The sequence below is a fragment of the Ruegeria sp. YTSC230 genome (genome assembly GCF_059609665.1).
In genome coordinates, this window is record NZ_JBXWMC010000011.1 from 73,169 (window position 1) to 96,433 (window position 23,265).

Annotated in this window: 24 protein-coding genes; 15 read left to right on the plus strand and 9 right to left on the minus strand. The window is 57.5% G+C overall.

The window, feature by feature from the left end; genetic code table 11:
- Positions 1 to 49: 49 nt before the first annotated feature.
- Positions 50 to 1,525 (minus strand): sulfatase family protein, encoded by a 1,476-nt coding sequence (locus AC2FD9_RS19680; protein ID WP_496838504.1) that lies wholly within the window; start codon positions 1,523 to 1,525, stop codon positions 50 to 52.
- 215 nt (positions 1,526 to 1,740) lie between these two features.
- On the opposite strand from AC2FD9_RS19680, the gene AC2FD9_RS19685 reads away from it, so the two are divergent.
- The 8 genes from AC2FD9_RS19685 to AC2FD9_RS19720 all read left to right on the plus strand — a co-directional run bounded on the left by AC2FD9_RS19685 (position 1,741) and on the right by AC2FD9_RS19720 (position 7,877).
- Positions 1,741 to 2,016 (plus strand): DUF6525 family protein, encoded by a 276-nt coding sequence (locus AC2FD9_RS19685; RefSeq protein ID WP_222424420.1) that lies wholly within the window; start codon positions 1,741 to 1,743, stop codon positions 2,014 to 2,016.
- 248 nt (positions 2,017 to 2,264) lie between these two features.
- The gene (gene rpsA / locus AC2FD9_RS19690; protein WP_058279471.1) at positions 2,265 to 3,941 is read left to right on the plus strand and encodes a 30S ribosomal protein S1; all 1,677 of its coding nucleotides are present in this window, start codon (positions 2,265 to 2,267) and stop codon (positions 3,939 to 3,941) included.
- A 271-nt stretch (positions 3,942 to 4,212) separates the two neighbouring features.
- The gene (gene ihfB / locus AC2FD9_RS19695; RefSeq protein ID WP_037310872.1) at positions 4,213 to 4,497 is read left to right on the plus strand and encodes an integration host factor subunit beta; all 285 of its coding nucleotides are present in this window, start codon (positions 4,213 to 4,215) and stop codon (positions 4,495 to 4,497) included.
- A gap of 7 nt (positions 4,498 to 4,504) precedes the next feature.
- Positions 4,505 to 4,855, plus strand: a complete 351-nt coding sequence (locus AC2FD9_RS19700; protein WP_058279540.1) for a lipopolysaccharide assembly protein LapA domain-containing protein — start codon at positions 4,505 to 4,507, stop codon at positions 4,853 to 4,855.
- A gap of 9 nt (positions 4,856 to 4,864) precedes the next feature.
- Entirely contained in the window at positions 4,865 to 5,506 is a 642-nt protein-coding gene (locus tag AC2FD9_RS19705) for a phosphoribosylanthranilate isomerase (RefSeq protein WP_496757585.1), read from the plus strand.
- A 46-nt stretch (positions 5,507 to 5,552) separates the two neighbouring features.
- Positions 5,553 to 5,888 carry a hypothetical protein gene (locus AC2FD9_RS19710; RefSeq protein ID WP_496699705.1) on the plus strand — a complete coding sequence of 112 codons (336 nt, stop codon included), beginning with the start codon at positions 5,553 to 5,555 and terminating at the stop codon, positions 5,886 to 5,888.
- A 67-nt stretch (positions 5,889 to 5,955) separates the two neighbouring features.
- Entirely contained in the window at positions 5,956 to 7,203 is a 1,248-nt protein-coding gene (gene trpB, locus AC2FD9_RS19715) for a tryptophan synthase subunit beta (protein ID WP_282120708.1), read from the plus strand.
- A 26-nt stretch (positions 7,204 to 7,229) separates the two neighbouring features.
- On the plus strand, positions 7,230 to 7,877 hold the full coding sequence (locus AC2FD9_RS19720; protein ID WP_496838507.1) for a class I SAM-dependent methyltransferase: 648 nt from the start codon (positions 7,230 to 7,232) through the stop codon (positions 7,875 to 7,877).
- Positions 7,878 to 7,908: 31 nt separating this feature from the next.
- Here AC2FD9_RS19720 and hmuQ read toward each other — a convergent pair whose 3' ends face one another.
- The 8 genes from hmuQ to AC2FD9_RS19760 all read right to left on the minus strand — a co-directional run bounded on the left by hmuQ (position 7,909) and on the right by AC2FD9_RS19760 (position 14,484).
- Entirely contained in the window at positions 7,909 to 8,229 is a 321-nt protein-coding gene (hmuQ, locus tag AC2FD9_RS19725) for a heme-degrading protein HmuQ (protein ID WP_282120706.1), read from the minus strand.
- A gap of 85 nt (positions 8,230 to 8,314) precedes the next feature.
- Positions 8,315 to 8,692 (minus strand): DUF2237 family protein, encoded by a 378-nt coding sequence (locus tag AC2FD9_RS19730; protein WP_109312566.1) that lies wholly within the window; start codon positions 8,690 to 8,692, stop codon positions 8,315 to 8,317.
- A gap of 9 nt (positions 8,693 to 8,701) precedes the next feature.
- Positions 8,702 to 9,865, minus strand: a complete 1,164-nt coding sequence (locus AC2FD9_RS19735; RefSeq protein WP_282120704.1) for a serine hydrolase domain-containing protein — start codon at positions 9,863 to 9,865, stop codon at positions 8,702 to 8,704.
- An 82-nt stretch (positions 9,866 to 9,947) separates the two neighbouring features.
- Positions 9,948 to 10,628, minus strand: a complete 681-nt coding sequence (gene pth, locus AC2FD9_RS19740; protein ID WP_496838510.1) for an aminoacyl-tRNA hydrolase — start codon at positions 10,626 to 10,628, stop codon at positions 9,948 to 9,950.
- A 256-nt stretch (positions 10,629 to 10,884) separates the two neighbouring features.
- On the minus strand, positions 10,885 to 11,541 hold the full coding sequence (locus AC2FD9_RS19745) for a 50S ribosomal protein L25/general stress protein Ctc (RefSeq protein WP_058279479.1): 657 nt from the start codon (positions 11,539 to 11,541) through the stop codon (positions 10,885 to 10,887).
- Positions 11,542 to 11,807: 266 nt separating this feature from the next.
- Entirely contained in the window at positions 11,808 to 12,974 is a 1,167-nt protein-coding gene (locus tag AC2FD9_RS19750) for an alpha-hydroxy acid oxidase (RefSeq protein WP_496838511.1), read from the minus strand.
- Positions 12,975 to 13,128: 154 nt separating this feature from the next.
- Positions 13,129 to 13,920 carry a tryptophan synthase subunit alpha gene (gene trpA, locus AC2FD9_RS19755; protein WP_058279481.1) on the minus strand — a complete coding sequence of 264 codons (792 nt, stop codon included), beginning with the start codon at positions 13,918 to 13,920 and terminating at the stop codon, positions 13,129 to 13,131.
- 78 nt (positions 13,921 to 13,998) lie between these two features.
- Positions 13,999 to 14,484, minus strand: coding sequence for an acyloxyacyl hydrolase (locus tag AC2FD9_RS19760; protein WP_496699701.1), 486 nt, complete (start codon positions 14,482 to 14,484; stop codon positions 13,999 to 14,001).
- Positions 14,485 to 14,683: 199 nt separating this feature from the next.
- On the opposite strand from AC2FD9_RS19760, the gene ychF reads away from it, so the two are divergent.
- The 7 genes from ychF (at position 14,684) to AC2FD9_RS19795 (ending at position 23,258) form a co-directional block, all read left to right on the plus strand.
- Complete coding sequence (ychF, locus tag AC2FD9_RS19765) at positions 14,684 to 15,781, plus strand: redox-regulated ATPase YchF (protein ID WP_496838514.1); 1,098 nt, start codon at positions 14,684 to 14,686, stop codon at positions 15,779 to 15,781.
- 7 nt (positions 15,782 to 15,788) lie between these two features.
- On the plus strand, positions 15,789 to 16,298 hold the full coding sequence (locus AC2FD9_RS19770) for a GNAT family N-acetyltransferase (protein ID WP_496838515.1): 510 nt from the start codon (positions 15,789 to 15,791) through the stop codon (positions 16,296 to 16,298).
- A gap of 69 nt (positions 16,299 to 16,367) precedes the next feature.
- Positions 16,368 to 17,249, plus strand: coding sequence for a LysR family transcriptional regulator (locus AC2FD9_RS19775; protein ID WP_496838516.1), 882 nt, complete (start codon positions 16,368 to 16,370; stop codon positions 17,247 to 17,249).
- 85 nt (positions 17,250 to 17,334) lie between these two features.
- Positions 17,335 to 19,038: an NAD(P)H-dependent oxidoreductase subunit E gene (locus AC2FD9_RS19780; RefSeq protein WP_496838518.1), complete on the plus strand. Its 1,704-nt coding sequence runs from the start codon at positions 17,335 to 17,337 to the stop codon at positions 19,036 to 19,038.
- A gap of 13 nt (positions 19,039 to 19,051) precedes the next feature.
- Entirely contained in the window at positions 19,052 to 21,835 is a 2,784-nt protein-coding gene (fdhF, locus tag AC2FD9_RS19785) for a formate dehydrogenase subunit alpha (RefSeq protein WP_496838520.1), read from the plus strand.
- Between the two features lie 111 nt (positions 21,836 to 21,946).
- Positions 21,947 to 22,753 carry a cyclase family protein gene (locus AC2FD9_RS19790; RefSeq protein ID WP_496838522.1) on the plus strand — a complete coding sequence of 269 codons (807 nt, stop codon included), beginning with the start codon at positions 21,947 to 21,949 and terminating at the stop codon, positions 22,751 to 22,753.
- Positions 22,737 to 23,258, plus strand: coding sequence for a thioesterase family protein (locus tag AC2FD9_RS19795; protein ID WP_496838523.1), 522 nt, complete (start codon positions 22,737 to 22,739; stop codon positions 23,256 to 23,258). The genes AC2FD9_RS19790 and AC2FD9_RS19795 overlap by 17 nt, the downstream gene beginning before the upstream one ends.
- Positions 23,259 to 23,265 lie beyond the last annotated feature (7 nt).

Here is a 23,265-nt window from a genome sequence, read left to right on the forward strand (position 1 = left end):
CTGCGCTGCGCGAACCAAGGGCCTACTAGAGAAATGTAAAATGCCTGCGCTAAAGCGCGGGTCCTTCACGCAGCTTTTCCTGCTCGGACGGGGTGGGCGTGTGATTGAAGACAAAGGCCGTGCGGCAGGCTTCTTCTCCGCCCAGGTCTTCGATTTTCTTCCGCTGGTCGGCAAAGGCGCGGGCGTTGACCTCTTCGGGGTCGCAGATTTCGCGCAGGCGGCGTTCCCCTTCGACCAGCGCGGTCTGCACCCGCGGATCATTTACCCGATCCAGCGCGCGGCTGGTCTGTTCTTGAGGATCGGTTGACAGGTCGAACAATTGCGGGGGCTGTCCGACATAATAGACGTATTTCCATTCGCCCCATCGCACCATGAAACTGCCGGTTCTTGAGCCGCCATCGTGGTATTCGCTGAAACCAGTCCGGTCGGGGTCGTCCGGTGCTTTGGCCAAACTGATCAGAGACAAGCCGGGTTGACCCGCGTTGCCGTCGTCGGCTTCGACGCCGCAGACGTCCCGGGCAGTTGCAGCGATATCGGTCAGATTGGTACATGTGGTGACGCGTCGGCCGACCGGGATACCCGGGCCCGCCGCGATCATCGGAATTCCTGCACTGGCCTCATACATCACCTGTTTGGTCCAAAACCCCTGATCTCCCATCATGTCACCGTGGTCCGAGACATAGATCACGACCGTATTCTCGGCCTGACCACTGTCGGACAAGGCTTTCAGGATGCGCCCCACACAATCGTCCATCAATGAGGTCAGGCCATAATAAGCCGCCTTGGCTTCACGCATTTTCTGTTCGTCAAAATAGTCATCGTAGTTGAAGAACGCGGCGATGTTGCGCAGCTCTTCATGATCCGGCAGCCCTTTGCCATACCCGACTGGCAAATCCATCTGAGCTGGATCGTAAAGGTCGTACCATTCCTTGGGACAGGTCAGGGGATAGTGTGGGCTGACCAGCGACACAAATGCAGCCCAGGGTTTGTCCTGTCGCGTGGGATCGGCCAGCCAGGCCTCGGCTGCTGCGGTAATGTCCAGATCGTAATCGGTATAGGTGCTGGGCCCGACGCCCACATCACCCGCCAGCTCGGATGCCGAATCATAGTCTGGTGGGTTTTCGCGCAAAAGCCCAACGGCCCAGCCGACACCTCCGACCACGTGCATCGGCAGGATTTCCCGCGAGAAGCCATTGTCGTCTTCGTTGGACCTGAAATGCAGTTTTCCAACAGAGACGACCTCGCGCCCTGCATCGCGCAACTGCCGCATCCAGCTGCGCGGATGTCCGTCATAGGGTGTTGCGCTGTCCCAGTTTCCTGTCGTGTGAACCCAGTCTCCGGTCGCAAGCGCTGCCCGTGTGGGTACGCACATGGGTGAAGGCGTGTAGGCGGACTCAAACATCGTGCCGCGCGCGGCCAGTGCATCCAGATTGGGCGTTTTGACAATCGGATGGCCAGCGCATCCCATTGCGTCTTTGCGGTGTTCGTCTGAAATGATGACGAGAAAGTTCAGGTCTTGACGCATGAGATCCTCCGACTTTTTCAAAGCTTCGCAAGTGGCGCAGACTTTGCTGTTCGAAACACGACATTCTTCGCAGGAATCGGGAGTTGCGCCTAACGAGAGTGGTTGCACATGATTTATTCTAATGTAATAACATAGCAAAACTATCGAGCGAGCATGACGATATCCGTTGACACCCGACAGTCTAGGTACGTGCGCGCCGATGAACGGAGCGCACAATGACTGACCGCAGAAAGAACCGAAACCTGCGCAGCCGGATCAAACGCCGCCAGCGGACGGGATCGCCAATGCAGGCCTATGACGCGTTGCCTGCCGAATTGCGATTGTGGCTTGCCTCGGCTTGTTTGCCGTGGAGCCCGGCCTCGGCGCTGCGCATTTGGCATAAAGTAGGCGGCGCGCATAGTCCCGATGATGCCTATTCGCGATTGAATGCGATTGAGCAGTCCATGTTGCAACGGGACGGGCGCGTTTGGGACATGGCGCGCCGAGTGTGACGGCGGCCGATGCCCTGTATATCAAGGCTTTCCTCTTGCACATGTCGAGAATTCCGCTTATACGCGCGCTGTCAACACAAGGGCGGTCAACGTCCGGATGACGTTACTGAGCAGGGCCGGGTCACCTCGGCCCTTTGTGTTTGTTTGCTCAGGGACGCACCGGATCACGTCCGATGACACCATGAAACAAGACCGGCGGAGACAACCGCTCGGCCAGTAAAAACGTATGTAAAGGAAAACACTGCCAGATGGCTGATACAACCATGGAGGAATTCGAAGCCCTCCTGAACGAAAGCTTCGAAATGGACACGCCCGAAGAGGGTTCTGTTGTCAAAGGCAAGGTTCTGGCGATCGAAGCCGGCCAAGCCATCATCGACGTTGGCTACAAAATGGAAGGCCGCGTTGATCTGAAAGAATTCGCGAATCCCGGCGAAGCTCCTGAAATCGCTGTTGGTGACGAGGTAGAAGTCTACCTGCGCGCCGCAGAGAACGCCCGTGGCGAAGCCGTTATCTCGCGCGAGATGGCCCGCCGTGAAGAGGCATGGGACCGTCTGGAAAAAGCATATGCCGACGACCAGCGCGTCGAAGGTGCAATCTTTGGCCGCGTCAAGGGTGGCTTCACCGTCGATCTGGGTGGCGCAGTTGCGTTCCTGCCCGGTTCGCAGGTTGACGTCCGCCCCGTACGCGACGCTGGCCCGCTGATGGGTCTGAAGCAGCCGTTCCAGATTCTGAAAATGGACCGCCGCCGTGGCAACATCGTTGTTTCGCGCCGCGCTATCCTGGAAGAATCACGCGCCGAACAGCGTGCCGAAGTCATTGGCAACCTGACCGAAGGTCAGACCGTCGAAGGCGTGGTCAAGAACATCACCGAATACGGTGCGTTTGTTGACCTGGGCGGCGTTGATGGCCTGCTGCACGTCACCGACATGGCATGGCGCCGTGTGAACCACCCGTCCGAGATCCTGACGATCGGCGAAACCATCAAGGTTCAGGTCATCAAGATCAACAAAGAGACCCACCGCATCAGCTTGGGCATGAAGCAGCTGCAGGAAGATCCGTGGGATCTGGTTGCTGCCAAGTATCCGCTGAGCTCGGTCCATCAGGGTCGCGTCACCAACATCACCGACTACGGCGCGTTCGTCGAGCTGGAAGCCGGTGTCGAAGGTCTGGTGCACGTTTCCGAGATGTCCTGGACCAAGAAAAACGTCCACCCCGGCAAGATCGTTTCGACCAGCCAGGAAGTCGACGTTATGGTTCTGGAAATCGACGGTGCCAAGCGTCGCGTATCTCTGGGCCTGAAGCAGACCATGCGCAACCCGTGGGAAGTGTTTGCAGAAACACACCCCGAGGGCACCGAGGTCGAAGGCGAAGTCAAGAACATCACCGAATTCGGTCTGTTCATTGGCCTCGAAGGCGACATCGACGGCATGGTTCACCTGTCCGACCTGTCGTGGGACGAACGTGGCGAGGATGCGATCCAGAACTACCGCAAAGGCGACATGGTTTCGGCCGTTGTCTCGGAAGTTGACGTGGAAAAAGAGCGTATCTCGCTGTCGATCAAAGCCCTGGGTGGTGACAAGTTCGCAGAAGCCGTTGGCGGCGTGAAGCGCGGTTCGATCATCACTGTCGAAGTCACTGCGATCGAAGATGGCGGCATCGAGGTGGAATACGAAGGTATGAAGTCCTTCATCCGTCGTTCCGACCTGTCGCGTGACCGTGCAGAGCAGCGCCCCGAGCGTTTCTCGGTTAACGACAAGATCGACGTCCGCGTCACCAATGTCGACAGCAAGACTCGCCGTCTGGGTCTGTCGATCAAGGCACGTGAGATCGCCGAAGAGAAAGAGGCCGTGGAACAGTACGGTTCTTCCGACTCGGGCGCATCTCTGGGCGACATCCTGGGTGCAGCGCTGAAATCCGGCGACTAAGCTCAGGCTGGATTTTCAGCCGAATTTACGGCCCCGTGCAGACGCGCGGGGCCGTTTTTGTTGCGAATCAATATGTTCCAAATTTTGCGCTTATTGCGGCCGTCGTTCACGCTTTAAGAGCGGATTTTGCCTGAACAAGCAAAAAATCGCGCGACTTTGCTGTAAAATGAATGCTTTGCACACAGAGTTTACGTTCCCCCGATCACGGTTTTTTCCTATACTGTCCAGAAGTATAGACATGGTTAACCGGTCGCCTGGGAGGGTAACACTCATGATCCGTTCAGAACTGATTCAGAAAATCGCCGACGAAAACCCGCATCTCTATCAGCGTGATGTCGAGCGGATTGTGAATACCGTGTTCGAAGAAGTGACAGATGCCATGGCGCGTGGCGACCGTGTCGAACTGCGCGGCTTCGGTGCGTTCTCGGTCAAACAACGGGACGCGCGTGTTGGCCGCAATCCTCGTACGGGTGAAACCGTGCAGGTCGAAGAAAAATGTGTTCCATTCTTCAAAACTGGCAAGTTGCTAAGGGACCGATTGAACGGTAAAGCCTGACACCATGATGCGTTACCTTCGATATGCTTTCCTGGCGATCCTCGGGATCGTTCTTGTGTCAATCTCGCTGGCCAATCGCCAGATGGTCGAGTTGAAACTGATGCCGGATGCCCTGGCCGAGTTGCTGGGGCTCAATTTCTCAACGTCTTTGCCACTGTTCATCGTGGTGCTGGGCGGCGTCGTGGCCGGTTTGATCATCGGCTTCCTGTGGGAATGGCTGCGCGAGCATAAACACCGCCGCGATGCCTCGACCAAGACCGGAGAAGTGCGCAAGCTTGAGCGTGAGGTCAAGAAGCTCAAGAAAAAGCAGAACGAGGGCAAGGACGACGTTCTGGCTCTGCTGGACGAAGCCAGCTAAGGCACCTTTATGACGAACGTAGCTGTAAAAATCTGCGGGCTGACCGCACCTGATCACGTGCGCGTAGCAGCTGATGCTGGCGCGCGATATGTCGGGTTTGTCTTCTTCCACAAATCGCCACGGCATCTGGGCATTGATGAAGCCGCGTCACTGGCACAGCTGGTGCCGGCAGGCGTGGCCAAGGTTGCCCTAACCGTTAATGCGACGGACGAGGAACTGGACCGCGTCGTCGCAAGCGTGCCCTTGGACATGTTGCAATTGCACGGCAAAGAAACACCGCAGCGTGTTTCTGAGGTTCGCGACAGGTTTGGGTTGCCGGTGATGAAAGCAATCGGCATCGCCGAGGCCGAGGATCTGAGCGCAATTGACCTGTATTCCGACGTTGCAGATCAGTTGCTGATCGACGCGAAACCTCCGCGTACATCCGAACTGCCGGGCGGGAATGGGTTGGCCTTTGATTGGCGCCTGCTGGCCGGCCGGAAATACTGGCAAAAGCCATGGATGCTGGCCGGGGGACTGACGCCAGATAACGTTGCCGAGGCGATCCGGATGACCGGTGCAAAACAGGTTGATGTGTCTTCGGGTGTCGAAAGCGCGCCGGGAGTTAAAGACTCCATTAAGATTTCTGAATTCGTGTCCGCCGCCCATTGATCTGCTTGCTGACCTCCCCCGTATATAACGTCGGGGAGGAGCAATGATGCTTGCAGCGATTGGCGGGGTTACCCTGAACCATTGGTACAACGCGCCAGAGTTCTTTTGGCGCGCGGGGCAAGCGTTGAAGCAGGCGCGTGGTGACCCATTGTGCGTTCATGCGCAGTTGTTCCCGCACGGTGGGCTCTACTTTTCGCTCAGCGTTTGGCAAGACGCCGAGGCCATGCTGACATTTGCCCATTCGGGACCACACAGGCGGGTTCTTGAGGCATCGGACCGGTTGTCCATCACGCATGAGTTCCATCATTTCTCATGCATCGCGGTGCCGACCGAAGAACAGGCCCTGCGGATCTGGAAGCATCGCTACAGACCCGCGAAATGATACGTTTTGCCATGGCAAAACCTGGCAGCACCTCCTATGAACAACGGGTACGACGAGGGAGACACCCATGGCCAACGATCTATTCAATTCCTTCATGTCCGGTCCCGACGAACAGGGCCGGTTTGGCATCTTCGGCGGACGGTTTGTCAGCGAAACGCTGATGCCGCTGATCCTGTCGCTTGAAGAGGAATATGAGAAGGCCAAGGATGATCCGACCTTCTGGGCCGAGATGGACGATCTGTGGGCGAACTATGTGGGTCGCCCCTCGCCGCTGTATTACGCGGAACGCCTGACCGAGCATCTGGGCGGCGCGAAAATCTATCTGAAACGCGACGAACTGAACCACACGGGCGCGCATAAAATCAACAACGTGTTGGGCCAGATCATTCTGGCGCGGCGCATGGGTAAAACCCGGATCATCGCGGAAACCGGTGCGGGGCAGCACGGCGTGGCGACAGCTACCGTCTGCGCCAAATTCGGCCTGAAATGCATCGTTTACATGGGCGCACACGACGTTCAGCGTCAGGCGCCCAACGTGTTCCGTATGCGTTTGCTGGGTGCCGAAGTGATTCCGGTGACCTCGGGCCGTGGCACGCTTAAGGACGCGATGAACGACGCGCTACGTGATTGGGTGACCAATGTGCGCGACACGTTCTACTGCATCGGCACTGTGGCGGGCCCGCACCCGTATCCGGCGATGGTGCGTGATTTCCAGTCGATCATCGGCAAGGAAGCTAAGGAACAGATGCAAAAGGCCGAAGGCCGTTTGCCCGATACGCTTATCGCCGCCATCGGCGGTGGGTCGAATGCGATGGGCCTGTTTTATCCGTTCCTTGACGACAAGAGCGTCAACATCATCGGTGTTGAGGCGGGCGGTAAAGGCGTGAATGAAAAGATGGAACATTGCGCCTCGCTGACCGGTGGTCGTCCGGGTGTGCTGCACGGAAACCGTACCTACCTGCTGCAGGATGATGACGGCCAGATCCTCGAAGGCTATTCGATCTCGGCCGGTCTGGATTACCCTGGTATTGGCCCCGAGCATTCTTGGCTGAATGATATCGGTCGCGCGAACTATGTCTCGATCACCGATAAAGAGGCGCTGGAAGCGTTCCAGCTGTGCTGTGCAACCGAAGGTATCATCCCCGCGTTGGAGCCCAGCCACGCGTTGGCGCATGTCATGAAGATCGCGCCGGAACTGCCCAAGGATCACCTGATCTGCATGAATATGTGTGGTCGCGGCGACAAGGACGTTCAGACGGTCGCCAAATACCTGAACTTTGATATGTCCGACACCGAAGGCCGTTCGGCCGGATAACGCGCGCCCGGGGCTTTGCGCCCCGGGTGTTTCATGTCACGCTGCATGGCTTGCAGAACGCGTCCAGTTCCGAAAGACTCGATCAAAAGTACGATGCCGCAGCCCCCGGCTGGGCGGATAAGATGCGTCTGCTGGGCTATTTTGATGCCTATCTGGGGTTTCTATCGATCGGTTCAGCGGATGATCTAGGCCGGAACGGGCTGGATGTGGGGTGCGGGACAGGTGCTTTTGCCGAGGCACGGGCGGTCATTCAGCCCGAAGGTAAGGTCACACTGCTCGAGCCGTCCGGGAAAATGCTGAAACAGGCCGAGGGTGCGCTGGCCCTAAGGGGCGTTACAACCCATACCGCGCGATCCCGGTTGGAGGATTTTCCACCAGCCCAGCCTTTTGATTGCGTTCTGGCAGCCCATGTCCTTGAGCATTGCGATAACCCTACCGATGCCCTGCGCCACATGCGCAGGCAGGCCGCGCCTGCGGCAAAGCTGTGGTTGGTCGTCAGTAAACCACACTGGTGCAACGCGATTATTTGGCTTCAATGGCGTCACCGGTCGTACAGACCGCAACAGGTGGCCAAGATGCTTAAGGAGGCGGGGTGGGTGTTGGAGGCGGAGCACAGTTTTCCAACTGGTCCGCCCTCGCGCACATCGCGCGGCTATCTGGCCCGCGCCGTGTAAACATCAATCCGGTGTTGGCGACATGGATTGATCAGCTCTGATGCAAAACCGTTTCGAACCCCTCGAACTGAGGTGGTCCCATCAGAGCCGACTGCGTCTTGCCGTTGCCTGCATTCTTGTGCGCATCGCGGAATTGTTCGGATTTGGTCCAGGCCTCGAAATCGCTGCGATTGTCCCAAATCACGTGGCTGGAATACAGCCGATACCCGTCGCCTTCGGGGCCTTTCAGAAGGCGGAACTCCTGAAATCCTTGCAGTTCTTTCAACCGGCTTTCGCGGTCTTTCCAAACGGATTCGAAATCGGCTTCGCTGCCCAAACGGACTTTGAAGCGGTTCATGGCGATAAAGCTCATAGCCTACCTCGTTTTTTGACGGTTTCGCGCTTGCTAAACAAAGTGTCGGCTGGCGGGTTTCTTTGATGTCTTTTTACCCCTGAGGTCAATCAGGTTCGACGGCATTTTCACGTAAAATTCCAATAGGGACGATGTCCAATGCCCGCTGATGCGTGGCCTCCAGATCAACCTTGGGCGCGCAGCCCTCGTCATGGGCCTGCAGGAACCGCCCGGCACACAGGCACCAGTTGTCACCGGGCTTGAGACCGGGAAAATCGAACTCGGGGCGCGGTGTGCTCAGGTCATTGCCGACATACTTGGAATAGGCCAGAAACTCGGCCGTCATGACCGCGCAGACCGTGTGACTGCCCTGATCTTCGGCGCAGGTGTTACAGGCCCCGTCCCGAAAAAAACCGGTCTGTGGATCGCGGGAGCAGGGGGCAAGGACGCCCCCCAGAACGTTTATGCTGTCCAGTTTTTGCATGGGCACACCTTACAGGCTTTGGGCGATTGTGCGGAACATTTCTATGTTTGTTTCGTTGACGCCATCGTCACGGAAACTGCGATCAGCCCCGGTTGAAACGATAACAACACCACGCGGTTGGTCGAAATAGATGTACTGACCATAAACGCCACGGGCCAGAAACTCGCCTTCATGCGCGCCGACGGGGATCCACCACTGGTAGCCATACCCGATCTCTCCGGCTTCGGTCGGGGCGCTCGGAAAAACGGATTCCGCAATCCATTCGGCGGGCACGATCTGCTGGCCATTATGCTCGCCGTTTTGCAGGATCATCTGTCCAAACCGGGCAAAGTCGCGAGTAGTGAAGTTCAACCCGCCCAAGACGAAAGCCACGCCAGCACCGTCGGTGACATAGTAGCCGTCGCGTTCAAGGCCCAGAGGTTCAATGATCTTTTCGGTCAGCAAGTCAGCCACAGACCGATCCGTCGCACCGCGAACAACCATGCCGATAACGTGTGTGTCGATCGAGACATATTGCCATGTCTCGCCGGGCTCGACGAAGGTTTCGTTCAGCGAGGCGGCAAAGTCATCCAGCTCTCCACCCAGGGCGACGACGCGACCCATTCGGTTGATGTCGGAGTTGTAGTCCAGATAGTCCTCGTCGAAGGTCACACCGCTGGCCATGTTCAGAACATTGCGGATCGTTGCGCCGTCATAAGCGGTGCCCTGCAGTTTCGGGGCGTATTTGACCACGGGATCGTCCAGCGAGTCGATGGCGCCTTCGGCCATCAGGATGCCGAACAGGGCGGACAGATAGCTTTTGGCGACCGACCAGGATATCCGGCGATCCTCGGGGGCGGTCCCCAAATAGTATTCTTCGAACCTGATCTGCCCGTCCTGCATCACCAGCAAAGAGGTTACAGCCCGGTCTTCGACCCATTTGTCCGTGCCCTCGGGCAGGTCAAAACCGGGGCCGTAGGGCAGTTCGAATGTCGCACCTTCCCCCCTTGGCAGGTCGACAGTCAGGAAGGCGTCATCCATGTGAGAGAAGTTGTGAATGATCTTTTCTTCGGAAAACAAAGAGTTCACTGCCATCAGGCGCTGAATCTCTTCACGCTTCCAAACGCCAACGACCACCGCTGCCAGCACCAACATCAAAACGATGCGCAGCACCCATTTCATCAGGGTTCGCATATGTTACCTCCCGCTTTTGGTGTGCATTGGAGCGCGGACTGGCGCACTTCGCAATTGAGACGTAGCGGCAACATCGTTGGCCTTACTTGAACTTGTCCATCAGTTTTTGCATGGCGGACCTGGTGTCCGCCACGGGTTCAGGCGTAGCTGCAGCGACCGATTTCGAGGAGGCCGCAGCGGTTTTTGATGACCGTGGCGGTGCGGTGCGCAATGCGACCGCGTTCATGAATCTGCCACCATCGCCATCTGCCAAATGACCGGCACCGTCGGAAACCCCCCGCAAGACGTCTTCCAGCCAATCCGAATCTGCCTTGGCAAAGTCACTCAGGACATAAGGCGAGACCAGTTCCTTACGGCCCGGATGCCCAATGCCCAGACGAACTCGATCATAGGCCGGGCTGATATGGTCATGGATCGACCGCAGACCGTTATGCCCGGCGTGACCTCCACCTGCTTTCGCACGCACCTTACCGGGCGCAAGATCCAGCTCGTCGTGAAAAACGGTCACATCGGTTGAGTCCAGCTTGTAAAAACGCATAGCCTCACCCACGGATTGACCCGAGCGGTTCATGAAGGTTTGTGGCTTGATCAGCAGCACCTTTTCCGAACCTAGTCGCCCTTCGGCGATTTCTGCCTGGAACTTTGATTTCCACGGGCGGAAACCGTGATCGTCGGCAATCCTGTCCAGTGCCATAAAGCCGATATTGTGCCGGTTCCGGGCATATTTCTGCCCTGGATTGCCCAGTCCGACAAAAAGTTTCATGGTTCTGCTCCGCGCGTCATTATACGACTTGTTTCCTCATGCCTCGAATTGGATCGGAATTCCAGTGAGACTTCGTCTGCCATTGCCTGTCGCTAACAGCAGCAAGTGAGGCGCGCCTGGCCAGTAGGGGCCGTGATTTCAACCTGCCTGAGCGAATGACGGAGCCGGCGGCAAGCAAGTGCGAAAATCCGCATTCGACAAAAAAACGGGGCTCCAAAGGAACCCCGTTTCAAATTCAAGGTACTGAAACCTGAACTTATTCTTCGGCTTCCTGACCGACGACTTCAACTTCGTCTACGGCCACTTCGCCCTCTTCACCCTCTTCGTCATCATCCGTTACCAGACCGGTCGGTGCCGAGATGTTCGCGATCACGAAGTCACGGTCGATGGTCGGCTTGGTGCCTTCGGGCAGGTCGACCGACGAAATGGTGGCAACGTCGTTGATGTTCATGCCGGTCACGTCAACAGTGATCTTCTCAGGAATATCACCTGCGGTGCACAGCAGTTCGACTTCCGGACGGACAACAGTCAAAACGCCGCCCTTCTTGATGCCGGGCGCTTCTTCCTCGTTGATGAACTCAACCGGGATGAACAGCGCGATCTTGGTGGTGCGACGCAGGCGCATCAGGTCCAGGTGGGTCGGAAGGTCTTTGACGACGTCACGCTGAACGTCGCGGCAGATGACGCGGACGTCTTCCTGGCCTTCAACCTTCAGGTTCCACAAGGTCGACTTGAACCGGCCAGCTTTCAGGCGCTTGAACAGTTCGTTGAACGGGATCTGAATCGGCAGCGGTTCTTTGTCGCCACCAAATACGATGCCCGGAACCATGCCGTCGCGGCGTGCCTGACGAGCGGCGCCCTTGCCTGTCCCCGTCCGTTCCAGAGCTACGAGATCAGGAATCTCTCCAGCCATGATAATTCTCCAATGTTAGGGCGGGCATCCTCCAAGGCTGTATGCCCGCGTGAAGCCGCGTCCTTAGCTTGATTCATCAGGTTTGGAAAGGGGTTTTTAGCGGTCTTCATGCTTTGCGAGGCTCTGCCTCGCGCTCCGGGATATTTGAGGCCAGATGATGATCGGCTCCCTTGCTTCATCTGGCAGAAAATATCCCGGGGGAACCGCAGCTTGCTGCGGTGGGGCAGAGCCCCTTTTAACATGGCTTGCTGAAAGGTTTTGCGAGATCAGGCTTGCCATCGGCCGCCGAAACCCTCGGGGATCAGCAGGTTGTGACGACCCAGACCGCTCACATCCCGCTCGCCGCACAGGGCCATCGTGGTATCCAGCTCTTTGTGGATGATATTCAGCGCAGTCGTGACACCTTGTTGGCCCATCGCACCCAACCCATAGACAAAAGCGCGACCGATGTAAGTGCCCTTGGCCCCTAGTGCCAGCGCTTTGAGAACATCCTGCCCGGACCGGATGCCACTGTCCAGATGGACTTCAACGTCATCACCAACTGCGTCCATGATTTCAGGCAAAACGCGGATCGAACTGAGCGCCCCGTCCAACTGTCGCCCGCCGTGGTTTGAAACAACGATGGCATCTGCGCCCAGCTTAGCCGCCATCTTCGCGTCTTCGGCATCCAGAATGCCTTTCAGGATCACCTTGCCGCCCCATTGTTCCATCAGCTTTTCGACCTTTTTCCAATCGAGGCTGGGGTCGAATTGCTCGGCCGTCCACGCGCCCAGCGATGAGGCATCAGAAACGCCTTCGGCATGACCAACGATATTGCCAAATTCGCGCCGATGTGCGCCCAGCATTTCTATCCCCCAAGCCCATTTGGTCATGAGGTTTGCGATTGTCTTGGCTGTCAGTTTCGGAGGCGCGGACAAGCCATTTTTCAGATCTTTGTGGCGCTGCCCCAGAATTTGCAGGTCCAGGGTGATGACCAATGCGGAACATTTGGCATCCTTGGCGCGCTGGATCAGGCGACCGACGTAATCCTGATCCTTCATTGCATAAAGCTGGAACCAAAAGGGTTTGCTTGTATGCCCTGCGACATCCTCGATCGAGTTGATCGACATGGTCGACAGGGTGAAGGGCACGCCGAATTCCTCAGCAGCCTTTGCGGCCTTCATCTCACCGTCCGCGTGCTGCATGCCCGTCAGGCCCACTGGGGCCAGAGCCACCGGCATCGCAACATCCTGCCCGATCATCTGCGATGCGGTCGAGCGCCCGTCCATGTCCACGGCGACCCGCTGGCGCAGCCTGATATCTTCGAAATCTGAGCTGTTGTCGCGGAAGGTCTGTTCGGTCCAGCTGCCGCTTTCGGCATAGTCGAAAAACATGCGCGGCACGCGGCGTTCGTAGATACGTTTCAGGTCGTCGATATTGGTAATAACGGGCATTTGTTTCGGCCTTCGCGGAATTGGTTCTTTTTGTTTACCAACCATTTGAGGCCGTCGCAACGTCGGGACTTTGCGATGCGACGCCACGAATTCCGGGCAAGAAAAAAACGCGGCCGGACAGGGCCGACCACGTTGAAATTTGATCAGGCCTCGCTCAGGCCGAGTGGGCGCCGTCAGCCAGAGATTTCACGAAATCCAAAACTTCGCCGGTGGGCTTGCCCGCAGCGATCTGGCTGACGATAGCGGAGCCAACCACTGCACCATCAGCAACAGTTGCGATTGCCTGTGATTTTTCAGGTGTATTGATCCCGAACCCGACGATCACTGGTAAATCGGTTGCGGATTTGATGCGGGCGACCTCGGGGCCAACATTTGTGGCTTGGGCTTCGGCCGCACCGGTAATGCCGGTGATTGACACGTAATACACAAAACCCGAAGTGTTCTGCAGAACGCGGGGCAGGCGTTTGTCATCGGTGGTTGGCGTGGCCAGACGAATGAAGTTCAATCCAGCAGCCTGCGCAGGCAAGCACAGTTCTTCGTCTTCCTCGGGCGGCAGGTCGACGACGATCAGACCGTCAATTCCGACCTCTTTGGCATCTGCAAGGAACTTATCGACGCCGCGGCTGTAGATCGGATTGTAGTAGCCCATCAGCACAATCGGAGTGGTGTCGTCGGTCTCGCGGAAAGCTCGGGCCAGATCCAAAGTCCGCTGCAAAGTCATGCCGCTGTCCAGTGCGCGTTGACCGGCGGCTTGGATCGTCGGGCCGTCTGCCATCGGATCGGTAAAGGGCAGACCCAGTTCGATGACATCGACACCTGCGCCGGGCAGGCCCTTTACGATTTCAAGCGAAGTTTCGAAATCCGGGTCACCGGCCATGATGTAGGCGACGAACGCCTTCTTTCCCTGTTCTTTCAGAGCGGCGAACTTGGCGTCGATACGGGTCATAAGCTGTCCTTGCAATCAGGTTCAGGCCTGATGTGCAGAAACTTTGAGGGGAAATCAATCCCGCCGGGGCAGATTGCTTCAGAACGCGTAATGATACCGCAGCAAAACGGAGTTGACGCCCGGGTTATCGTCCTGTGTGCTTGCGTTCGATTTGTGAGTAATTGCCAGGGACACGCTGTTGCCGTTGTTCAATGTGTAACCGAGGCCCAGCAAGCTACGAATCTGGAATTCACCACCCAGATCGTTGAGTGTGTCACCTTCTGAAAAATACCCAGGCATAACGCTTCCTTCGACGAACCAACGGTCGGCAAAGGTGTATGTCCCGATCAGGCCAATCCCGATATGTACGTCGGCGGCGGTATCTATGGTCAGGGCACCACCCCATGTGGCGGAAAAACGCGTGGCCTCGTGAAAGGGACGGTGATGGTATTCGAGCGAGATTACGGCTTCATCGTCAGAAAGGCTGTCAGAAAAATCCGAGAACCCGGCGCCAAAGACAACGGATTGAGCGTGCGCCGCTTGGGCAGCTAAAAACAGCGCAACGGTAGCAGTTAAATACTTCATATCTCATATTCACTATTTGTTTGTTCACAAAGTCTTACATGGTGAGCTTAGTGTGTTGGTTTCAATCCGGGCAAGATCACGAATGCGCAACTGGGTCGTGATGTTGTAATTCGGATCAGCGGCGCCTTTTGCAGTCCGGCTTGCGCATTGCCTCGGACCTGCATAGAAGCAGCGCTCGAATGGTATGCAGGAGGCCGTCATGGGCTTTAAAATGGGAATCGTGGGTCTGCCGAATGTGGGTAAGTCGACCCTCTTCAACGCGCTGACCAAGACCGCAGCTGCTCAGGCGGCGAATTTCCCGTTCTGCACAATCGAACCCAATGTGGGTGATGTTGCCGTGCCCGATGATCGGCTCGACAAGTTGGCGGCGATCGCAAGCTCGAAACAGATCATTCCCACGCGGATGACCTTTGTTGATATCGCTGGTCTGGTGAAGGGCGCCTCGAAAGGTGAGGGGCTGGGCAACCAGTTTCTGGCCAACATCCGTGAAACCGACGCCATTGCCCACGTGCTGCGCTGTTTCGAAGATGGCGATGTGACCCACGTGGACGGCCGCGTCGATCCCGTGGCGGATGCCGATACCATCGAGACCGAGTTGATGTTGGCCGATCTGGAAAGCATCGAAAAGCGCCGCGCCAATCTGGTGCGCAAGCTGAAAGGCAATGACAAAGAGGCGCAGCAGCAGGAACGTTTGCTGGCCGAAGCGCAAGCGATGCTGGAAAACGGCAAACCCGCGCGTCTGGTCGAAGTCTCTGACGAAGACGCCAAAGCATGGACGATGCTGCAGCTGCTGACCACGAAACCGGTTCTCTATGTCTGCAACGTGTCCGAGGAAGAAGCCGCCGAGGGTAACGAATATTCCGCCCGCGTGGCTGAAATGGCCGCCGCTCAAGGCAATTCCCACGTCATCATCAGCGCCAAGATCGAAGAAGAGATTAGCCTGCTGGAAGAAGACGAGGCGCAGATGTTCCTGGAGGAAATGGGTCTGGAAGAGCCCGGTCTCGACCGACTGATCCGCGCGGGTTACGACCTGCTCAAGCTGGAAACCTATTTCACAGTCGGCCCGAAAGAGGCCCGCGCCTGGACCATACGCACTGGCACCGCGGCGCCACAGGCCGCTGGTGTGATCCATGGCGATTTTGAAAAAGGTTTCATTCGCGCTGAGACGATCGCCTATGACGACTATATCGCCGCCAATGGCGAACAGGGCGCGAAAGAGGCGGGCAAGATGCGGGCCGAGGGTAAGGGCTACGTCGTCAAAGACGGCGATGTGATGCACTTTTTGTTCAATACCTGAGCGCCGATTGACCCTGCGTGAAGCGGACCATTCAGATGCGTCGAGCATCGCTGCGATCTCGATTGAAGTCTGGATCGGCACCTATCTCAAACGCGGGGTTAGCGGTTTTTTCGCGGATTACACGCTGACCGAGTTCACGCCAGCGCGTATCGCTGCCCTGATCAGCGATCCGGAAGAGTTCATCCTGGTGTCGAATAATTTACAGGGGATCGACGGGTTCATTCGCGTCTCTCCGGTCTGTGACGCCCCTGTCGCGGGGTGGTCGGGTATGGAAATTTCGACGTTCTATGTTCAGCCGCGTCATCACGGCAAAGGGATCGGCACGCGCCTGCTTGCGGCAGCGCTGACGCATTGCCGAGAGCAACGGGCCGATTCCGTCTGGTTGACCACGAATGCAGAAAACGATCCGGCCATCGCCTTCTATCTGGCAAATGGGTTTGTACAGATTGGCGAAACCGAGTTCCGGATCGCAGATCAGGGTTATCTCAACAATGTCTATGCCTTGTCTTTGACCTGAACGCATCGCTTTCCCCCAACGTAAAAGCCGCTAATCTGGGTTTCTGGCCTCACCTTGGGATACCGAAACATGATCGAAATTCGCGACCTGCAATTGCTTAGCGCTTTGGCGCGGCATCGTCATTTTGCCAAGGCGGCCGAAGAATGCGGGATTTCTCAGCCAGCGTTTTCCATGCGCATTCGGAATCTCGAGGACCGGCTGGGTGTCTCAATCGTGCGCCGCGCCAACAGGTTTCAGGGTCTGACTGAAGAAGGCGAGATGATCGTCCAGCGAGCGCGGCGCATTCTGGATGAGACAAAGGCGCTGGAACAGCAGGTTCTGGCCTCAAAGGGTGAGATTACCGGGACACTCAAACTTGGCGTGATCCCAACCGCGATTGCCTTTACCGGACGGCTAATCAAGCGGCTGCATCAGGCGCATCCGCGCGTTGTCACACGGATCGAAACCATGTCGGCCTCGGCCATTCAGCACCGGTTGGACGAGGGTAGTCTGGATGCGGGTATCACCTATGGCGACAGCATTGGCACCGACCTGCGGCAGGTTCAGCCGCTATACGAAGAGACTTACGTGCTGTTGATCCCGTCACATATGACCGCAGAAATCGGGCCGATCCCATGGACACAGGTCGCCGAGTTTCCACTCAGCCTGCTTGAGCCGCAGATGCAGAACCGTCGCATTCTGGACCGCATCTTTGCTGAGCAGGGCCTCCACCCCCAAGTGGTCGCTGAAACCAGCGGCTTTACAGCCTCAATGGTCATGGCGCGTGAAGGGCTGGCAGCCACCGTTGTCCCCCGCGTTCTGGTTCGGGCGCTGGGTGAACTTAAGGGTACGAAAGTGCTGCCTCTGGTCGATCCTGTTGTAAGTAAACCGATTTGTCTGGCCACCTTAAGCCGAGACCCGGAATTGCCAACGGTTGGGGCTTTGCGCGCTGTGGTGACGTCTTTGCGGTGATAAGGTGTCGTTATCGTGCGATAGCGATAAGCGATTTGACGATATACTATTCTGATGAGACACGGAGCCTTAATCGGAGGGCATCATGGCACCATTAGATACCAAGCCATCAGGCGCACCCAAGGGCGTCTGGAAGTCAGGTAAAGGCAAAGGGCGGCATACGCCCAAAGGCCGTCAGTTCACGGATGAGGCGCAGGCCGAGATTGCGCGCCTACTGGGCGACCGCCCGCGTCGTCGCGATCTGTTGATCGAATTCCTGCATTTGATCCAGGATGAGCACGGCCATATCAGCGCCGACCATATCGCCGCGCTGGCGGTTGAGATGCGGATCGGTCAGGCCGAGATCTACGAGACCGCGACGTTTTATGCCCATTTCGACGTAGTGAAAGAAGGCGAGGTGCCGCCGCCTGCGTTGACGATCCGTGTCTGCGACTCTCTCTCCTGCGAAATGGCCGGTGCCCAGCAGTTGCAAAAGGCCCTGGAAGATGGCTTGGACGCATCCGAAGTGCGTGTAGTGCGCGCGCCCTGCATGGGGCGTTGCGATACGGCCCCGGTGCTTGAGATTGGTCACAACCACATCGACCATGCGACCCCTGAAAAGGTGCAGGCCGCAATTGCCGCTGGTGATACTCACGCCCATCTGCCCGATTACGAAACCTTAGCCGCCTATGAGGCAAACGGTGGCTACGCCAAGCTGAAAGAGCTGCGCGAGAGCGGCGACTGGGAGAAAGTACAAGAAGACGTTTTGTCCTCAGGCCTGCGCGGTTTGGGTGGTGCTGGCTTCCCGTCCGGCAAGAAATGGGGCTTTGTACGCATGAACGAAGGCACCCGCTATCTGGCCGTGAACGGTGACGAGGGCGAACCCGGTACCTTCAAAGACCGTTATTATCTAGAGCGTGCGCCGCATGTTTTCCTTGAGGGTATGCTGATCGCTGCTTGGGCGGTCGAGGCAGAGACGTGCTTCATCTACATGCGTGACGAATACCCGGCGGTGCTGGAAATCCTCGCCCGCGAGATTGCCGCGTTGGAAGAGGCCGGGATCGTCGAAAAGGGTTACATTGACCTGCGCCGGGGTGCTGGTGCTTACATCTGCGGTGAAGAATCCGCGATGATCGAGTCGATCGAGGGTAAGAAGGGCCTGCCGCGCCACCGTCCTCCGTTTGTGGCGCAGGTTGGGGTCTTTAATCGTCCGACCTTGGTGCACAATGTCGAGACGCTGTATTGGGTCTCGAAGATCTGCCGCGAAGGGCCGCAGATTCTGAACTCTGTCGAAAAAAATGGTCGCAAGGGCCTGCGCAGCTATTCAATCTCGGGGCGGGTGACCAAGCCGGGTGTTTACCTGCTGCCTGCGGGTTCGACCATATTGGACGTGATTGAAGCCGCTGGCGGCATGATCGAAGGTCAGATCTTCAAAGCGTATCAGCCGGGTGGTCCATCCTCGGGTCTGCTGCCTGCGTCGATGGACGATATCCCATTGGATTTTGACACGCTGCAGCCACATGGCACCTTTATCGGATCCGCCGCTGTGGTGGTTCTGTCCGATCAGGACACCGCACGCGATGCAGCGCTGAACATGCTGCGCTTCTTCGAAGATGAAAGCTGTGGGCAGTGCACGCCTTGCCGGGCGGGCTGCGAAAAGGCTGTGAAGCTGATGCAGGCTGACAAGTGGGATCAGGATCTTCTGGAAGATCTGTGCCAGGTCATGGGCGATGCCTCGATCTGCGGTCTGGGGCAGGCGGCCCCGAACCCGATCCGTCTGGTCATGAAACACTTCGCTGACGAAATCTGAGGGAGACAGAGCCATGCTTGATGCAAGCCCAACCAAGACCGTCACCTTCAACCTGAACGGCGATGATGTCACCGTGCCCGAGGGCTGGACCATCTGGGAAGCCGCCAAGGGGCAGGGGTTCACGATCCCGCACTTATGTCACAAGCCTCAACCCGGCTATAAACCGGATGGCAACTGTCGCGCCTGTATGGTCGAGGTGGAGGGCGAGCGCACTCTGGTCGCCTCGTGCATCCGTCCGGCTGCGGACGGAATGGTGGTAATAACCGATAGCGACCGGGCCGAGAAATCGCGCGCCATGGTCATGGAATTGCTGGTCGCCGACCAACCCGAAGAGGCGCACGATAAATCTAGCCACTTCTGGGAGATGGCCAAGCTGAACGATGTCAGCGACAGTCGCTTCCCGGCGAAAGAGGCCGAGAAGATCCCTCTGCTGGATGACAGCCACGTTGCGATGCGCGTCAATCTGGACGCTTGCATCAACTGCAACCTCTGTGTCCGTGCTTGTCGCGACGTGCAGGTGAATGACGTGATCGGCATGGCCGGTCGCGGACACACCGCGCAGGTGGTGTTTGACCAGAACGACCCGATGGGGGATTCGACCTGTGTCGCCTGTGGTGAATGTGTTCAAGCCTGCCCGACCGGTGCGTTGATGCCAGCCACTGTGTTGGACGAAAAGCAGCAGGGCGACAGCAAAGACTACGATTCCGAGACCGAAAGCGTCTGCCCGTTCTGCGGCGTCGGCTGCAAAGTCTCGCTGAAGGTCAAGGACGGCAAGGTCAAGTATGTCGAGGGCATCAACGGCCCGGCCAACGAAGGCCGCTTATGCGTCAAAGGCCGCTTTGGTTTCGACTATATCCACCACCCACACCGCCTGACCAAACCGCTGATCCGGCGTGAGGATGCGCCTGCAAAAGGGTTGAATGTCGATCCGGGCAATCTGGGCACTCATTTCCGCGAGGCGACTTGGGAAGAGGCAATGGATCTGGCGGCCACCAAGCTGAAGGCGCTGCGTGATGAAGATCCGCGCAACGTTGCTGGCTTTGGTTCGGCCAAATGCACCAACGAAGAAGCTTATCTTTTCCAGAAGTTCATTCGTCAGGGCTTCAAGCACAACAACGTCGACCACTGCACCCGTCTGTGCCATGCCTCGTCCGTGGCGGCGCTGATCGAGAACGTGGGCTCAGGCGCGGTGACGGCCACCTTTAACGAGGTCGAGAACTCGGATGTGGTTATCATCATCGGGGCCAACCCAATCGAAAACCACCCCGTGGCGGCAACCTACTTCAAGCAGTTCACCAAGCGCGGTGGCAAGCTGATCGTGATGGACCCGCGCGGCGTCGGTATGCGCAAGTTCGCAGACGAAATGCTGCAGTTCCGCCCCGGTGCCGATGTTTCGATGCTCAACGCGATCATGAACGTGATCGTCGAAGAGGAACTGTACGACAGCCAGTACATCCACCGCTGGACCGAGAACTGGGAAGCCGAAAAAGAGCATCTGCGCGCCTTCACGCCCGAGGCAATGGCGCCCATTTGTGGCATTGAGCCAGAACAGCTGCGCCGTGTCGCGCGTACCTTCGCGCAGGCCAAGGCTGGTCTGATCTTCTGGGGTATGGGCGTCAGTCAGCACATTCACGGCACCGATAACTCGCGATGCCTGATCTCGCTGGCATTGATGACCGGCAATGTTGGTAAACCCGGCGCGGGTCTGCACCCGCTGCGTGGCCAGAACAACGTGCAGGGCGCGTCTGACGCGGGTCTGATCCCGATGTTCCTGCCAGATTATCAGTCGGTTATGGATGACGGCATTCGGGCCAAATTCAACAACGTCTGGAACTCGGACGACTTCTCTAACGAGAAGGGCCTGACCGTCACCGAGATCATTGATCAGGCCTACGCGGGTAACATCAAGGGCATGTATATTCAGGGTGAAAACCCGGCTATGTCCGACCCTGATGTTGGTCACGCACGGGAAGCTTTGGCAAAGTTGGAGCTGATGATCGTGCAGGATATCTTCCTGACCGAGACGGCGAACTATGCCGACATCATCCTGCCCGCCTCGGCGCTGTATGAAAAGAACGGCACCGTGTCGAACACCAACCGTCAGGTTCAGCGTGTGCGTCCGGCTGTGGCACCTCCGGGTGAGGCGCGTGAGGACTGGAATATCACCGTTGAGCTGGCGCAGCGCATCGGGTTGAACTGGGATTACACCGATGTAAGCCAGGTGTTTGATGAGATGAAGCTGACCATGGCGTCACTCGACAACATCACCTGGGAGCGGCTTGAGACCGAGACGATCACCTATCCGTCGCTCAGTGAAACCGATCCGGGACAGGCGATCGTGTTCGGTGATGGCTTCCCGCGGACAGACGGACGGGCCAAGTTCACCCCGGCCAGTGTCATTCCGCCGGATGAAGCGCCGGATGAAGAATACCCGATGATTGCAACAACCGGCCGTCAGCTGGAACACTGGCACACCGGGTCGATGACTCGCCGGTCCAACGTTCTGGATGCGGTGGAACCGGAAGCAAACTGTTCGATGAACCCGCGCCAGCTGAAACTGATGGGGATCGAGCCGGGCGAAATGATCCGTCTCACCACGCGGCGCGGCTCGATCGAAATCATGGTTCGCGCCGACCGGGCGATCGCCGAAGATATGGTGTTCATTCCGTTCGCCTATGTCGAGGCGGCGGCGAATATCCTAACCAACTCGGCCATCGACCCTTACGGCAAGATCCCCGAGTTCAAGTTCTCGGCCATTCGCGTCGAAAAGATCGAAGACGCCATCGCGGCCGAGTGAATCCGTCACATACAGTCTTGGAAAGGCGGCCCATTGGGTCGCCTTTTTCTTTCCTTGACAGCAGCTTACCTGCGGCCAACCCTGTCACCGTTCTTGGTGGAGGAGTTTTACATGGCGCGCCGCTTCGTCGATCTGTCAGTTCCGTTGGAAACCGGCATCGTGTCGGACCCGCCGATCATGTTACCCGAAATCGAATATCTGGCCCATGACCAGACCGCCGAACAAGTCATGTCCTTTTTTCCGGGCCTGCAGAAAGATGACCTGCCCGGCGGTGAGGGCTGGGCCATCGAACGTCTTCAGATCGCCACGCACAATGGCACCCATCTGGACGCGCCTTACCATCACCATTCGACCATGAACAATGGTGAGAGGGCGATCACCATCGACGAGGTGCCGCTGGAATGGTGCATGAACCCCGGCGTGAAACTGGATTTTCGCCATTTCGACGATGGTTATGTGGCGACCGCCGCCGATGTCGAAGCCGAGTTGAAACGGATTGGTCACGAATTGCAGCCGTTGGATATCGTAGTCGTGAATACCTCGGCTGGCACGCGTTATGGGCATCCGGACTATCTGGCCAAAGGATGCGGCATAGGGCGCGAGGCAACGCTGTATCTGACCAAACGCGGGGTGCGCGTGACAGGAACTGACGCCTGGAGCTGGGACGCTCCGTTTCCCTTGACCGCTCAGGAGTATGCGGAGACCCAAGATGCATCGATTATCTGGGAAGGGCACCGTGCCTCGATGGAGGTTGGCTATTGTCACATGGAAAAACTGACGAACCTTGAAACTTTGCCACCCACCGGTTTCGAAATTTCCTGTTTCCCGTTCAAGATCAAAGGGGCTTCAGCTGGATTCATCCGCGCTGTCGCTATTTTTGAAACGCAAGAAGGAGCACCTGATGCAACCGTCGCCTGAAACGCTGGCCGGACATGACGGACCCTATGATGCCCCGCTTGTTTTCCGCGGGTTCAAGGCGCGCCCCGAGTGGATTGATTATAACGGTCACATGAACGTGGGCTATTACGGCGTCGCCTTCGACAATGCGCTGGAGCTGTTGATGGTGGATCATCTTGGGCTGGGTGAGGCGCAGGTAAATGCGATGGGGCAGGGACCTTACATTTTGCAATCCCACATGAATTTCCTACGCGAAGTACTGGAAGGTGAGGCCTTCAGCATCCGGTTTCGGATGCTGGACGCAGATCACAAACGCGGCCACTATTTCGCACAGATGGTGTCTGAAAAAGACGGTGCTATCTGCGCCACTCAGGAAGCTTTGTTCATGAATGTCAGCCATACGACCGGCCGGTCGGTTCCCTATCCGGACTGGGCCGTCGCGCGTCTTCAGAGCATGGTGAGGGATCATGCGGCGATCGACCCGGCCCCAGAGGTCGGACACCCGATCGGCATCCGCAGAAAGTGAACTGAGG